General features: G+C 65.7%; 9 protein-coding genes. 7 read left to right on the forward strand and 2 right to left on the reverse strand.

Features of this window, described 5'->3' with window-relative positions; genetic code table 11:
* Nucleotides 1-105: 105 nt before the first annotated feature.
* The 3 genes from hpf (at nt 106) to secA (ending at nt 4900) form a co-directional block, all read left to right on the forward strand.
* The gene (hpf, locus tag ACT3S6_RS07255; RefSeq protein WP_444554382.1) at nt 106-789 is read left to right on the forward strand and encodes a ribosome hibernation-promoting factor, HPF/YfiA family; all 684 of its coding nucleotides are present in this window, start codon (nt 106-108) and stop codon (nt 787-789) included.
* A 28-nt stretch (nt 790-817) separates the two neighbouring features.
* Complete coding sequence (locus ACT3S6_RS07260) at nt 818-2092, forward strand: winged helix-turn-helix domain-containing protein (protein ID WP_444554383.1); 1275 nt, start codon at nt 818-820, stop codon at nt 2090-2092.
* Between the two features lie 72 nt (nt 2093-2164).
* Nucleotides 2165-4900 (forward strand): preprotein translocase subunit SecA, encoded by a 2736-nt coding sequence (secA, locus tag ACT3S6_RS07265; protein ID WP_444554384.1) that lies wholly within the window; start codon nt 2165-2167, stop codon nt 4898-4900.
* On the opposite strand, the gene ACT3S6_RS07270 is transcribed toward secA, so the two are convergent.
* Nucleotides 4897-5475 (reverse strand): Rv3235 family protein, encoded by a 579-nt coding sequence (locus ACT3S6_RS07270; RefSeq protein WP_444554385.1) that lies wholly within the window; start codon nt 5473-5475, stop codon nt 4897-4899. The two genes, secA and ACT3S6_RS07270, sit on opposite strands and share 4 nt — an antisense overlap.
* A gap of 5 nt (nt 5476-5480) precedes the next feature.
* Nucleotides 5481-6284, reverse strand: coding sequence for a LysM peptidoglycan-binding domain-containing protein (locus ACT3S6_RS07275; protein WP_444554386.1), 804 nt, complete (start codon nt 6282-6284; stop codon nt 5481-5483).
* A gap of 104 nt (nt 6285-6388) precedes the next feature.
* Here ACT3S6_RS07275 and ACT3S6_RS07280 point away from each other — a divergent pair, with 104 nt between their 5' ends.
* The 4 genes from ACT3S6_RS07280 (at nt 6389) to ACT3S6_RS07295 (ending at nt 13902) form a co-directional block, all read left to right on the forward strand.
* Nucleotides 6389-6943 carry a hypothetical protein gene (locus ACT3S6_RS07280; protein WP_444554387.1) on the forward strand — a complete coding sequence of 185 codons (555 nt, stop codon included), beginning with the start codon at nt 6389-6391 and terminating at the stop codon, nt 6941-6943.
* 147 nt (nt 6944-7090) lie between these two features.
* Nucleotides 7091-7744 (forward strand): hypothetical protein, encoded by a 654-nt coding sequence (locus ACT3S6_RS07285; RefSeq protein WP_444554388.1) that lies wholly within the window; start codon nt 7091-7093, stop codon nt 7742-7744.
* Nucleotides 7741-8982, forward strand: coding sequence for an AAA family ATPase (locus ACT3S6_RS07290; protein ID WP_444554389.1), 1242 nt, complete (start codon nt 7741-7743; stop codon nt 8980-8982). The genes ACT3S6_RS07285 and ACT3S6_RS07290 overlap by 4 nt, the downstream gene beginning before the upstream one ends.
* 96 nt (nt 8983-9078) lie before the next feature.
* A complete protein-coding gene (locus ACT3S6_RS07295) occupies nt 9079-13902 on the forward strand; it encodes an NAD-glutamate dehydrogenase (RefSeq protein WP_444554390.1) in 4824 nt (1607 codons plus the stop codon).

The following is a 13902-nucleotide window of genomic DNA, read 5'->3' on the forward strand; positions in this document are numbered from 1 at the left end:
GTTGAGTATGGGCACCTCACCAAGAGGAGAAGAACCCATCTTCAGCGGTTGAAAGGAGAGACTTTCAGCCGCTGTCGTGTCACCCGAGGTCAGTAGGAGGACACCATGGAGATGCACATCACCGGGCGCAATGTGACGGTATCCGATCGATTCCGCGAATACGCGGATGAGAAGACGGGCAAGATCGAGCAGTTGGCCAGCAAGGTCCAGCGCCTCGACGTGAAGGTCACCAAGGAACCCAACGCCCGGCAGGCCGAAGCCCAGCTGACAGTGGAGATCAGCGTGGTGGGCAGCGGCCCGGCCATCCGTGCCGAGGCCAAGGCGGCCGATAAGTTCGCGGCCTTCGATACGGCCTTCGCCAAATTGCTCGAGCGGCTGCGGCGGGCCCGCGATCGGCGAAAGGTCCACCACGGCCGGCAGACACCCAAGGCGGTGTTCCAGGCGACGTCGACCCTAGAACCGGTCAGCAGTACCATGCCCCTGCATGAACAAACCCGTCAGGAACAGGACCAGGAACGCGAAGCAGCCGAAGCCGCCGAGGAAAGCCCGGTCGAGATCCGCCGTAAGGTCTTCCCCTCCGAGACCATGAGCGTGGACGATGCGGTGGACCGCATGGAACTGGTCGGGCACCCGTTCTACCTGTTCGTCGATGCCGACACCGGGGCCAGCTCGGTGGTGTACCGCCGGCGGCAATGGAACTACGGGGTGATCACCCTCGACGACAACCACTCCGACGAGGAGACGGTGGAGACCCGGAAGTACCGTGGCTCGCAGGGCGCCGCCGTGTGATGACGGCTCCGGGGCCCGAAAGGGCTCCATGACCCGATCGATGACCTTGGCCCAGGCCCGGCGCATTGCGCTGGCGGCCCAGGGACTTCATCAGGAACGGCCCACCCGCCGGGCGACCGCCCGGCAGGTGGGCCGGACCTTTGAGCGCCTGCAATTGTTGCAAATTGATTCGGTCAACGTCCTGACCCGGGCCCACTATCTGCCGCTCTTCGCCCGGTTGGGGCCCTACGATCGGGCGGCATTGGACCGGTTGTCCTCCCGGTCGCCACGGCGGATGGTGGAGTACTGGGCCCACGAAGCAAGCTTCATCCGGCCCGAACACCACGCCGACCTGTTGCTGTGGCAACGACGGACCTGGATGGGCAGCTTCACCCCCGATCGTCCCGAACTCGGTGAACTGGCCGACCGGATCCTTGACCTGCTGGGCTCCTCACGGCCGCTGACGGCCCGTGAGGTGGCGACTCGTTTGGGACACCATGAAGTGATCGACCGTTCCGGCTGGGGATGGAACCGCTCCTCGGTGAAGGAGGCGTTGGAAGCCATGTTCGCCCTCGGGCAGGTCGGCTCCGTGAACCGCAGCACCCAGTTCGAACGGCGTTATGCCCCCATCTCCACGGTCCTTCCCCCACAGGCCCGCAGTGCGGGGCCGCCGCGGGCGATCGAGGGGGTCGGAGGTGGCATGGTCGTCGCGGCCACCGACGCCGAGCGCTCCACCTCCGCCCGCAGGCTGATCGAGGCCGCGGCCAGGGCTCACGGCATCGGCACCGTGCGTTGCCTGGCCGATTACTTCAGGCTCCCGGTCCGCGCCGCGGCCGAAGCCGTGGAACGACTCGTCGAGGACGGGGTGCTCGAACTGGTCGATGTCCAGGGGTGGCCCGGCCGCCAATACCTCCACCACCAGGCTCTCAAACCGCGCCGGGCACGGGCCCGGGCGCTGCTCAGCCCCTTTGACTCGCTGGTCTTCGAACGACGGCGCCTGGAGGAGCTCTTCGGTTTCCACTACCGGCTCGAGATCTACACCCCGGCCGCCCGACGACGCTACGGCTACTACGTCCTGCCCTTCCTGTTGGGCCAGGACCTCGTGGCCCGGGTGGATCTCAAGGCCGATCGGGCGCGGGGAGTGCTCCTGGTCAGATCCAGCCACGCCGAACCGGAGGCACCCGCTGAAACCGCCCGGGAACTGGCGTCCGAGCTTTCCCTGATGGCTGAATGGCTCGGTCTGGAATCGGTGCAGGTCGAACTGGAGGGTAACCTTTCCCTAGAACTGGCCAATACGGTGGGGACACGAAGCGCGGGAACCTGAAAGGGCCGCCGATCGTGTCTCCCGTAGACTGGTCAAGCCAGAATTCCTGTGCCTGAGATTTGGAGCTACCACGTGGCATCACTGCTAGAACGCGTCCTGCGGACCGGCGACAAGAAGACCCTGAAGCAACTGCGCGGATACGCGCAGGCCATCAACCTGCTTGAGGACGAATTCCGGGCCATGTCGGATGCGGATCTGCGGGCCGAAACCGAGGACTTCAAGAAGCGCTTCCAAGAGGGCGCTTCGCTGGACTCCTTGCTGCCCGAGGCCTTTGCCGCGGTCCGCGAGGCATCCGACCGCACGTTGGGCATGCGTCACTTCGACGTCCAGCTCATGGGCGGGGCGGCCCTGCATCTGGGTGACATCGCCGAAATGAAGACCGGTGAAGGCAAGACGCTGGTGGCGACCGGGCCTGCCTATCTCAACGCCATCTCCGGCAAGGGCGTGCACATCATCACGACCAACGACTACCTCGCCGAGTACCAGTCGGACCTGATGGGGCGCGTCTTCCGCTTCCTGGGCCTGACCACCGGCTGCATCCTGGCCAACCAGGATCCTTCGGTGCGCCGTCAGCAGTATGAAGCGGACGTCACCTACGGGACGAACAACGAATTCGGCTTCGACTACCTGCGCGACAACATGGCTTGGAGCAAGGATGAACTCGTCCAGCGCGGCCACAACTTCGCCATCGTTGACGAGGTCGACTCCATCCTCATCGACGAGGCCAGGACCCCGTTGATCATCTCGGGCCAGGCCCAGGGGGATGTGAACCGCTGGTTCAGCGAGTTCGCCCGGCTGGTGACCCGCCTGGACGTCGACACCGACTACGAGGTCGACGAGAAGAAGCGCACCGTGGGCGTGCTGGAGGCGGGGATCGAAAAGGTAGAGGACCACCTGGGCATCCACAACCTCTACGAAGAGGCCAACACCCCGCTGATCGGCTTCCTGAACAACGCCATCAAGGCCAAGGAATTGTTCAAGAAGGACAAGGACTACGTCGTGATCAAGGGCGAAGTCATGATCGTCGACGAACATACCGGCCGTACGCTGGCGGGACGCCGCTACAACGAAGGCATGCACCAGGCGATCGAGGCGAAGGAAAACGTCGAGATCAAGGCGGAGAACCAGACGATGGCCACGGTCACATTGCAGAACTACTTCCGTCTGTACGCCAAGCTTTCCGGCATGACCGGTACCGCACAGACCGAGGCGGCCGAGTTCATGGGGACCTACAGCATCGGTGTCGTGGAGATCCCCACGAATAAACCGATGGTGCGCAAGGACCAGTCGGATCTGATCTACAAGAACGAAATCGCCAAATTCGATGCCGTCGCCCAGGACATCGTGGAACGCCACGCCGCCGGACAGCCGGTGCTGATCGGTACCACCAGCGTCGAAAAGAGCGAATACCTCTCCCGCAAACTCGCCCAGGAGGGCGTGCGCCATGAGGTGCTCAATGCCAAGCAACACGCCCGTGAGGCCGCCGTCATCGCCCAGGCCGGCAAGAAGGGTGCGGTCACCGTGGCCACCAACATGGCCGGCCGCGGTACCGACATCATGCTCGGCGGCAACGCCGAGTTCCTCGCCGTCGCCGACATGGAGCGCCGTGGCCTCGACCCCGAGCGCGACTCGGAGGAATACGAGCGGATCTGGGACGACGTGTTCGCCGCCGCCCGCGAAAGCGTGAAGGCCGAGGCCGAGGAGGTCCGCGGGTTGGGCGGTCTCTACGTCCTGGGCACCGAACGCCACGAATCCCGCCGTATCGACAACCAGTTGCGCGGCCGTTCCGGACGTCAGGGCGATCCGGGGGAGTCCCGTTTCTACCTGTCCATGACCGACGAACTGATGCGGCGCTTCAACGCCAACGCTGCCCAGCGGATCATGAACAACCCCTCGATGCCCGAGGACATGGCCCTGGAGTCCAAGATCGTGTCGCGGGCCATCGAAACCGCCCAGGGCCAGGTCGAGTCGACCAACGCCGAACAGCGCAAGAACGTCCTGAAGTACGACGACGTCATGAACCGCCAACGCGAAGCCATCTACGGCGACCGCCGGCGCATCCTTGAAGGTGGCGACCTGCAGGAGCAGGTCCAGCACTTCCTGGAGGACGCCATCAAGGCCATGGTGTCCGAGGCGACGAGCTCGGGGCACGGCGACGACTGGGACTTCAAGCAGTTGTGGACGAACCTGGGGCAGTTGTACCCGATCGCCTTGACCATCGAGGAGGTCCTGGAAGAAGGTGGCGGCCCCGGCCGCATCACCCCGGAGTTCCTGTACGAGGAAATCCTTTCCGACGCCCGCGTCCAGTACGAGGAACGCGAACGGGCCATCGGTGCCGAGAACCTGCGTGAACTCGAACGCCGGGTGGTCCTGAGCGTGATCGGACGCAAATGGCAGGAACATCTCTACGAGATGGACTACCTCAAGGAGGGCATCGGCTTGCGGGCCATGGCCCAGCGCGACCCGCTGGTCGAATACCAGCGCGAGGGCTACGTGATGTTCCAGACCATGATGGAGGCCATCCGCGAGGAAAGCGTCGGCTTCTTGTTCAACCTCGAGGTCGAGGTCGCCGCACCGACCCCGGTGTCCTTGCCCGGGGTCACCGACGGACGCTCCAACACCACGACGCCGGTGCTCAACACCCCCGGCCTGGATGCGCCGGCCCCTCCCTCGACCTTGCAGTACACCTCACCCAGTGAGGACGGGGAAGCGGAATCCCGGGTCGAGCGGTCGGCCTCGGCGGCGGCCAAGACCAAGGGCAAGGCCAACCGGGCCGAGCGGCGCTCGAAGAAGGCCAAGCGCAGCTAACCCAACTGCAGATCGACTACGGTCCAGTGTCCGTGTCGCCGCTCCACCCGGAGAGCGGCGGCACGGACACGGTCGTTTTCGGCCACCACCAGACTCGCCTCGTAGGCGCCGGTGGCCACCGGGCAGAGCCGGGTCCGTCTGATCGAGGTGTTGCGCCGGGAGCGGGTTCCGTCATCGGGTCGGGTCGCGTTGATCAGGGCGACCCGGCAACGGAGCTTCTCGTACTGGCCGGCCTCGAGCCAGCGGGCCAGCTGGTGGACCGGTCTGACCCCCGTCATCGATTCGAAGGCCGCCAGGGCAACCATGCGCACGATCGTCTGCACATGGGCGACTTCCTCCCGCCGGGACGCCTCCGCGGCGTCGTGCCGTGCCGGTGGAACCCTGGGGTCCGCAGCGGACCCGTTCGAAGTGCTGGCGGGGTAGCGGGGTGTGGTTGCCGGGAGCAGATCGGCGAATTTGCGCACCGGCAGGGGGCGGATCATTGCCTCCGGTGTTCCGGCGGAAAACCCCGGTCCGATCCCGGGGCCGTTCACGGGGCCCGGCGGCGGGGGTTCCGGTTGTGCTGACTGGCTCATGGCTCCTACTTTCCGTTGTGGTCCAACTCGGCCGGAGGCCGGGTCAAGACGGTTCCGATGGACAACAGGTTGGGGTCCGGGCCGATGGCATCCCGGTTGGCGTGGTACCAGCGGGGCCAGGCATGGGCGATTTGTGCGTCACTGGCTCCGGGCCCGGCCATCCGTGCGGCGATCCGCCAGAGGGAATCCCCGGCGCCGACCACCACGGTCCTTCCCGGTGCGGGGGCATCGGCCGGACTGCCCATCAGCCGCTCCATCGGTGCTGCCGGCCGTTCGGCATTCCACCGGGGGGTGGGTAGCTGCCGTTCGGTCCAGGACGCCGTGGGCACCGTGGACCGTGGGTCCTGGAGTGCCAGCTCCGGTACCGCGATGCGGAAGGTGGCAGACGAGGCAGCGACGGGGGGAACCGGTGCGAGGGCGTGGGCGGCCGGGGCGATCAGGAGTTGGGTGCCGAGCAGGGCTGCCGCCGCCCGGCGCATGAAGACCGGCGAAAGCCGTGCGGTGCGATCGGCGCCCGCCGTCCGTCCTCTCCGGCGTAGGAATTCACTGAGGCAGGCGGCAAGGAAGCTGAAAATCCACCACCCGATGACCGCCAGCCCCAGCACGACGCAGCAGAGGGCGGCGCTGCGGTCCCAGCTGGCGGGGGAGCGCGTCGCCGCATCGCCCCACTCGGGTCCGCCGGACAGTCGGATCACCGCACAGAGCGACAGCAGGATCGTGCAGAGTCCGATCAGGACCCCGCTCACCCCCGAGGCTGTCTGCCGGGGGTCACCGGTCGGTCCTGGAACCATTTCCATCACTCTTTTCATTTGATGCAGTTTGATGTTATTTGGTGTTGATTGAGATCGAGCATGGCACTCGGGATCCCCGCTGTCCAGAGCCGAATGGAAATCGGTGGGAATAGGGTGGGCCCATGCGCTGGGAATCACTATTCGCCGATCTGGAGTCCCAGCTCAATGCCGTCCGGGCGCGGGAGCGCACCGTGGAGATCCAGGAGATGGTCCGGATCGAGCGGTCCCAGCTGCGCCTCTGGGACTATCTCGCCGGCCAGACGGGCGCGGAGATCACGCTGGACCTGCTCTCCGGTCAGCGGCTGCGCGGGGTGCTGGTGCATGTGGGGGCGAATTGGTTGTCGCTGCTCGAGGGCCATGCCGAATACCTGGTGTTGGCTCCCGGCATCAGGTCGATCGAAGTGGCCGGAGAGCGTGCCGCGGTCGTGGACCAGACCGCGGTACGACGCCGGCTCAGCCAGGGTGCTGCCCTGCGTTCACTGGTGCGCAACCGGGCGCGGGTCACGGTGTGGGCCGTGGACGGGGCCGCCTTGGGGACCGGGACCCTGGATCATGCCGGTGCCGACCATTTGCGCCTGGCCCGGCATCCGGCCGACGGGTACCGTCGCAGCGCCGAGGTCAGATCGGTTGCCCTGCTGCCATTCGCCTCGATCTCCGTCCTGCGTCATGAGGGCTGATGGCCGCCGACGATCCACAGATCGGGCCCACCCCTTGGGTAGTGGGGGTTTAGTCATTAGTGTTGACGCGTAGGGAGGAATCATTCACCGTAACTTCTCCCACCAACGCGGTCTGTGTCATCACAGTCGGCGGGAAGCAGAGGCAGCGTGGCAACCGATGTACAGCACAGCCAACCGGCGCGCAGACTGCGCAAACCCGGGTGGAGGGATCCCCGGCTGATCGTTGGCATCCTGTTGGTTATCGGCGCCGTGGCCGGAGTCCTCACCCTGCTGTCCTGGCAGAACAAGACGGTGCCGGTATACGTGGCCAGCCAGGACATCAGCATGGGGGAGAAGATCGAAGCCTCCGGATTGGACGTTGTCGATGTGCGGCTGGATTCCGTCCAGGACCAATACCTCACCGCCCGGCAGGCCCCGTCCGAGGATCTTCGGGCCAATACGCTGATCCGCAGCGGTGAACTGGTCCCCCTTGCCTCGCTGGGCGGCCGCGACCCGCAGAACCGCAAACCCCTCTCCGTCGAGTTGTCCCGGGACCTGCCGGTGGCGGTGGCGGTGGGCACCCGTGTTGATGTGTGGGCCGCCGAACGGGCCAAGGACTCCACGACCTATCAGGAACCGAAGAAACTGTTGGAAACCGTGGAGGTCAGTGCCATCCGCGAACTCGATTCCGGTTTCGGCGGGGTCTCGGGGCAGGTGGTTGAGCTCCTCGTGACCGATGAGGACCTGCCCGGGATGATTTCCGCCTTGGCCAATGAAGCGCAACTGACCGTGGTGTTCGCCGGCGGAGGGTCTGCCGGATGAGTATCGCCGTCGTGGTCTGGGGCCGGGCCGGGGACCTGGCGGACCGTCTTGAACGATTGCGCGGCATGGTCACCATCGTGAGGCACTGCGAGGAACTGGGCGAGGTCGTGGCCTTGGCCGAATCCGGCTTGGCCGATGCCGCGTTGTTGCTGGGACCGCCCATGGACATCGATGCGGAATTCGCCGACGAGCTGTCCTTCCACGGCGTCCCGGCGGTGGCCATCACGGATGAACCCTCCCAGGCCGGGCGGCTCGCCGGGCTCGGTCTGGGCGTGGAACCGGAAACCGCGCAGGAGCAGTCGGTCTCGGATCTGCTCGAACTCCTGGTTTCCGGCGCCCACCGTCCAGCGCCACGCGGTGCACGCCGGGCGCAGTCCCCCGCAAGGACGGAGCACATCCCGGAGCCGGCCCCGGGACGGATCCTGGCGGTCTGGGGCCCGGCGGGATCGACTGGGAAGACCCTGGTTGCGGTGAACCTGGCTGCCGAAGCGGCCATGGACGGCCAACGGGTCGTGCTGCTCGACGCCGATACCTACGGCGCCAGCGTCGCCGTCCATCTGGGGCTGCTCGACGAGGCTGCGGGGCTGGCACAACTATGCCGGCTCTCGGACCAGGGCATGCTCGACGAGGCGGGGTTCGAACGCTCCTGTGCCGTGGTCGCGGTCGGAGGGACAACGCTCCGGGTGGCCACGGGCTTGTCCCGGCCCCAACGATGGCCCGAACTGCGGGCCGGGGCCTTGGCCCGGGTGCTGGACTTCGTGCGTCGTCGGGCCGACCTGGTGGTCGTCGATGTCGCCTCCTTCCTCGAACGCGACGAGGACCTGACGTATGACACGTCCGCCCCGCAACGCAATGGTGCGGCCCTGGCCGTGTTGGAGTCGGCGGCCGAGGTCATCGCCGTCGGCTCGGCCGACAGCGTCGGGGTTCCCCGGATGATCAAGGGCCTCGAGGATCTGCGCGAGATCCTGCCCGGAACGACTCCCCGGGTGGTCTTCAACCGGGTGCGTCGTTCGGCGGTCGGACCCGCCCCGGAACGGGCCCTGGTGGAAAGCTGGGAGCGCTTTGGTCCCGGTGGCGGGATCGACGGGCTGCTGCCCTGGGAACCGGACACCGCGGACCGGGCCTTGCTGCAGGGCAGCGTGCTGGCAGAGCTGGCTCCCGAGAGTGTTCTGCGGGCCGGGATCGCGGCCCTGGTTTCGGTGGAAGTCAGGCGTCGTGCAGGGTTCTTCAATCGCTGATACAGCCCATTGGGAGCTAACCGGTCCGCGGGTTAGTCTTGAGGTGTTCGAGACCGCAAAGGCGCGGTCCTCATCCTTTTACGGAGGCGTTAATTGATGTCGTCGGAGTCGGGCAGTCCTACAGGATTCATTGCCGAGACCAACACCCCCCAGTTCGCCGAGGCCTATTACGGGCACCTTTCACCGGAGGATGCGGCAACGTATCCACCGGAGGAGCTGCGGAACCGCGTCGGGGTGCATCTGGGCCTCGGGCACCAGCGGGACCGGGGACGGGCGAAGGTCGCGGTGGATCTGGAGGAGGACCGTGCGGTCGTCTATGCGGTCACCGACGACATGCCCTTCCTGGTCGACTCTGTCACCGCGGAGATCGTCCAGCAGGAACAAGGCATCACCTTGGTCGTCCACCCGACGTTCCTGGTCCATCGGGACGAGGAGGGAATTGCGACCACGATCGAACCGGTCAACACCGCCGAGGCCACATCATCGGGCGATACTGCTGCCTTGCCGGACCTTTCCGCCTTCATGGACCAGACCGGTAAATCGACCGTCGAATCATGGATCGCCATCGAAATCGCCGGGACGCCGGAACCGGAGCGGGTCACCGCATTGGTCGAGGGCCTGGAACAAGTCCTGTCCGATGTCCGCGACGCCGTGGAGGACTGGGCGCCGATGCGTGCCAAGGCCCACGAAATCGCTGATTCGCTGGCAGATGTCAACGACGAGATCCCCGATCTGGATAGCGCTGCCGAGCTGTTGCGTTGGTTGGACGAAGGCAACTTCACCTTCCTGGGATACCGCGAATACGATCTGGCCGTGGAGGACGGAAAGGATGTCCTGCACGTGCGTTCCGAGAGCGGATTGGGCCTGATGCGCCGGTCGGGCACCACCATGCTCCGTCAGGAACTGACGAAACTGGGGAGGGACAAGGCCCGGGAAAAGCGTCCACTGGTCATCACCAAGGCCAATTCACGCTCCACGGTCCACCGCGCGGTCTACCTGGACTACATCGGGGTCAAGAGCTTCGACGCCCAGGGCAACGTCACCGGCGAACGACGCTTCATCGGCCTCTTTGCCACCAGTGCCTATACCCGCCCGGTCCGGACCGTCCCGGTGGCCCGCGATAACGTCGAGCGCGTGCTCAAGGCCTCGGGATTCGCCCCTGATTCCCATTCGGGCAAGGACTTGTTGACGATCCTGGAGAGCTACCCCCGGGACGAACTCTTCCAGATCCAAACGGAGGACCTGCTGCGTATCGTCACCGGGATCCTCAGGCTGCAGGAACGTCGTCGCACCAGTTTGTTCCTCAGGCCCGACATCTACGGACGGTTCATGTCCGCCTTGGTCTTCCTGCCCCGCGATCGGTACACCACGGCGGTCCGGTTGCGCATCGAGGAGGAACTGAAGAAGGCCTACGCCTCGGATTCCACCGAGTACGAAGTACAGATGAACGAATCCGCCCTGGTGCGGCTGTTCTATCGGGTCCGACTGCCCCTGGGTGAGCAGACGCCTGAGGTTTCCCGCGAGGAGCTGGAACAGCGGCTCGTCCGGGCCGTCAGGTCCTGGGGCGAGGGAGTGGACGAGGAGGTGCGCAGTCGCTTCGAGCGAGGCGAAGCCGCCGAGATGTCCCGGCTTTGGGCCGATGCCTTCCCGCAGGCCTACCGCGTGGACTTCGAAGTGGAGGACGCACTCGATGACATCGAACGCTTCTCCACCTATGACGAGCCCGGGCACGAAGGCCCCGTGCTCCACGTCTACGTCCCCTCCAACGTGGCCGACCAGCATGGCGTGGATGCCCGGTTGAACCTGTACCTGACCGAACCGCTGTCCTTGAGCCGGATCCTTCCGGTGCTGTCCCACCAGGGATTGGAAGTCGTCGACGAGAAGCCGTTCGCCATCGAACGACGCGACGGCAAGAAGTTCTACCTCTACGACCTGGGACTGAAGTATCCGGAGGGCATCGACCCGCTCGAAACCAGTGACCTGCTCACCGAGGCCTACGGTGCGGTCTTCGTGGGACGGGCCGAATCCGACGCCTTCGACCGGCTCATCCTCGCTCAGGGCCTGTCTTGGCGGGAGACGGCGGTCCTGCGGGCGTACGCCAAGTACCTGGGCCAACTCGGTGCCTCGAACTCCTATGGGTTCATTGCCGATACCATGCTGGCCAACCCGGAGGTGACCGAGGCCCTCGTGGACCTGTTCGAGGGCACCTTCGACCCGGATCTCGATGACGCCGAACGCACGCGTCGCACCGCAGCGGCACGGGCCGCGCTGGAGACCGGGCTGGAACACGTGGCGACCCTTGACGCCGACAGGCTGCTGCGCCGCTTCGTCAACGTCATCGACGCCACCACGCGGACCAACTACTACCAGGACACCATCCACCTGTCCTTCAAGCTCGAACCAGGGCGGATCGACGGGGCCCCGTTCCCGCGGCCGCAATACGAAATCTGGGTCTATTCGCCCCGCGTCGAAGGCGTGCACCTGCGCTACGGCAAGGTTTCCCGCGGTGGCCTGCGCTGGTCGGATCGCCGGGAGGACTTCCGGACGGAGGTCCTGGGGCTGGTCAAGGCACAAATGGTCAAGAACGCCGTGATCGTCCCGACCGGCGCCAAGGGCGGTTTCTTCGCGAAGAACCTGCCTGACCCTTCGGTGGATCGCAATGCCTGGATCGAGGAAGGCAAGGCCGCCTATCGGATCTTCATCTCGGCCCTGCTCGATATCACCGACAACCTGGTCAGGGACGGTGACACCGAGAGGGTGGTCGTCCCGGACCGCGTGGTGCGCCTGGATGACGACGACACCTACCTGGTCGTCGCCGCCGACAAGGGCACGGCCAGCTTCTCCGATACCGCCAACGAGATCTCACTGGCCCGGGGCCACTGGCTCGGCGACGCCTTCGCCTCGGGCGGATCGGTGGGCTACGACCACAAGGCCATGGGCATCACGGCCCGTGGCGCCTGGGAGTCGGTCAAACGGCACTTCTTCGAACTGGGAATCGACACCCAGACGGAGGAATTCACCGTGGCCGGCATCGGCGACATGAGCGGGGACGTCTTCGGCAACGGGCTGCAGCGTTCCGAGCACGCCAAACTGGTTGCCGCCTTCGACCACCGGCACATCTTCCTGGATCCGAATCCGGATCCGAAGCCGTCCTTCGCCGAGCGCCAGCGGCTATACGAGCTACCGCGTTCGAGCTGGGGCGACTACGACACCTCGCTGATCAGCGAAGGCGGGGGTGTTTATCCACGCCAGTCCAAGTCCATCCCGATCTCCGACCAGGTCAGGGACGTGTTGGGGCTGCCGGAAGGGACGACGTCGATGTCGCCCCCGGACCTGCTGCGCGCCATCCTGTCGGCGCCAGTGGATCTGGTCTACAACGGTGGCATCGGCACGTATGTGAAGGCTTCCACGGAATCCCACACCGATGTCGGGGATCGTGCCAACGACGCGATCCGGGTCGACGGCAAGGATCTGCGGGCCCGGGTGGTCGGCGAAGGCGGAAACCTGGGCATGACCCAGCGCGGACGCATTGAAGCAGCGCTGAAGGGGGTCATCCTCAACACCGACGCGATCGACAACTCCGCCGGGGTGGACTGCTCCGACCACGAGGTCAACATCAAGATCCTGATCGATCGGATGGTCACTGCCGGAAAGCTGCCCGAGGACGAGCGGGCGGACTTCCTGCATTCGATGACCGACGAGGTCGCGCGGCTGGTGCTGCGGACCAACGTCGACCAGAACATCCTGCTGGTCAACGACAAGCAGCATCTCTCCGAATGGAGCCCGAGCTTCGAACGGCTCATGGACTGGTTGGAGGAGCATGCCGATCTGGACCGCGAGCTCGAGTTCCTGCCCAGTACGGAGGAACTGGAGGAACGCCTGGCCGGGGGCAAGTCACTGACCGCTCCCGAGCTGGCCGTGTTGGTGGCCTATTCGAAGATCCAGCTGGCCACGGCGTTGGCGCAGACCACGCTGGCGGATGATCCGTACTTCGACCGGACGATGCGCGAGTACTTCCCGGTGCAGCTTTCGGAGAAGTTTCCCGAGGATGTCCTGGCCCACCCGCTGCGCCGGGAGATCGTCAGCACCGTGGTGGCCAACGACATGGTCAACATGGGTGGCATCACCTATGCGTTCCGGGTGCTGGAGGAGACCAGCGCTTCCGAGGAAGCCGTGGCCCGTTCATTCGTGGCCCTGCGGGAGATCTACGCCCTGGATGACTTCGTGGACGCCGTGACCGGTTTGCCGGCCAGCGTCCCCGTCGAGCACTGGTGCCGCATCCAACTGGATATGCGCCGGCTGCTGGACCGGGCCACGCGTTGGTTCATCTCCCATGTCGGTTCCGGGACGAGCATCCAGCAGGACATCGAGGCCTTCGAGCCGACGGTCACCGCCCTGCAGGCCGAACTGGGGGACCTGCTGCGCGGCGTTGACGCCGAGCGGGTGGCCCGGTGGAAGGACAACGGGATCCAGTGGGGCCTGCCCGAGGATCTTGCCTCGCGCTGGGCCTTGCAGTTCGAGGGCTTTGCCTTGCTGGATATAGCCCAGGCCGCCCATGACCGGGGACTGCCGGCCCGCGAGGTCGCAGCCGTCTACTACGTGGTCTTCGCGCGTTTCGGCATCGACAATTTGCTCGAACGCATCACCCGGCTCCCGCGGGGGGACCGGTGGCAGGCGCTGGCCCGTGCCGCCCTGCGGGACGATCTGTATTCCACGGCGGTGGACATCACCGGAGCGGCGTTGCAGGCCGCACCGGAGGTGGTCGATCCCGAGGGACGGGTCGTGGAGTGGGAAGAGCAGAACGCCGACAACCTGGCCCGGGCGAAGAACATGTTCGATGAGGTCAACAGCCTCGAACGCGATGACATGGCTTCACTATCGGTGGCACTGCGCCTACTGCGTTCGATCGTGCGGCGGTAG

It is taken from the genome of Arthrobacter sp. AOP36-C1-22 (assembly GCF_052377515.1).
Lineage (GTDB): Bacteria > Actinomycetota > Actinomycetes > Actinomycetales > Micrococcaceae > Arthrobacter_H.

What these genes read in the sequence shown, in the direction of transcription:
- hpf (WP_444554382.1), top strand. Translation starts at nt 106, where the DNA reads ATGGAGATGCACATCACCGGGCGCAATGTGACGGTATCCGATCGATTC.
- ACT3S6_RS07260 (WP_444554383.1), top strand. Translation starts at nt 818, where the DNA reads ATGACCCGATCGATGACCTTGGCCCAGGCCCGGCGCATTGCGCTGGCG.
- ACT3S6_RS07270 (WP_444554385.1), bottom strand. Translation starts at nt 5,475, where the DNA reads ATGAGCCAGTCAGCACAACCGGAACCCCCGCCGCCGGGCCCCGTGAAC.
- ACT3S6_RS07275 (WP_444554386.1), bottom strand. Translation starts at nt 6,284, where the DNA reads ATGAAAAGAGTGATGGAAATGGTTCCAGGACCGACCGGTGACCCCCGG.
- ACT3S6_RS07280 (WP_444554387.1), top strand. Translation starts at nt 6,389, where the DNA reads ATGCGCTGGGAATCACTATTCGCCGATCTGGAGTCCCAGCTCAATGCC.
- ACT3S6_RS07290 (WP_444554389.1), top strand. Translation starts at nt 7,741, where the DNA reads ATGAGTATCGCCGTCGTGGTCTGGGGCCGGGCCGGGGACCTGGCGGAC.
- ACT3S6_RS07295 (WP_444554390.1), top strand. Translation starts at nt 9,079, where the DNA reads ATGTCGTCGGAGTCGGGCAGTCCTACAGGATTCATTGCCGAGACCAAC.